The organism is Paenibacillus xylanexedens (assembly GCF_007676705.1).
Lineage (GTDB): Bacteria > Bacillota > Bacilli > Paenibacillales > Paenibacillaceae > Paenibacillus > Paenibacillus xylanexedens_C.
Window position 1 is genome coordinate 1 of sequence record NZ_VEBF01000417.1, and the last position, 258, is coordinate 258.

Sequence of the window (258 nt, forward strand, 5' to 3'; positions counted from 1 at the left end):
GAAAGCAATTGAATAAAGGTGTTATTCATAAGCTCAGGCAATGACTTCCATTTATACGTATGCAAATCCGAATCAAGTAAAATGATGGTCGCTTCCGTAATCCATAACAGATAATCTTCACGTTGTTCATGGCTTTTCCAAAGGGCAGCCAGCAATTTTTCAAATAAGGCCGGACCCACCTTTTGCGCCAAATATAGAACCGGCACAAAATGGGATGCCCCATGGAGTTGGGTATGGCCATTCTCTATGAAAGAATGA

At 41.5% G+C, this 258-nt stretch carries 1 protein-coding gene; it reads right to left on the minus strand.

Translation table 11 applies throughout. From position 1 onward, the window contains the following. The coding region (locus FS628_RS30725) for a hypothetical protein (RefSeq protein WP_222125338.1) at window positions 1-191 on the minus strand (191 nt) is incomplete at its 3' end. Between the last annotated feature and the right edge of the window lie 67 nt (window positions 192-258).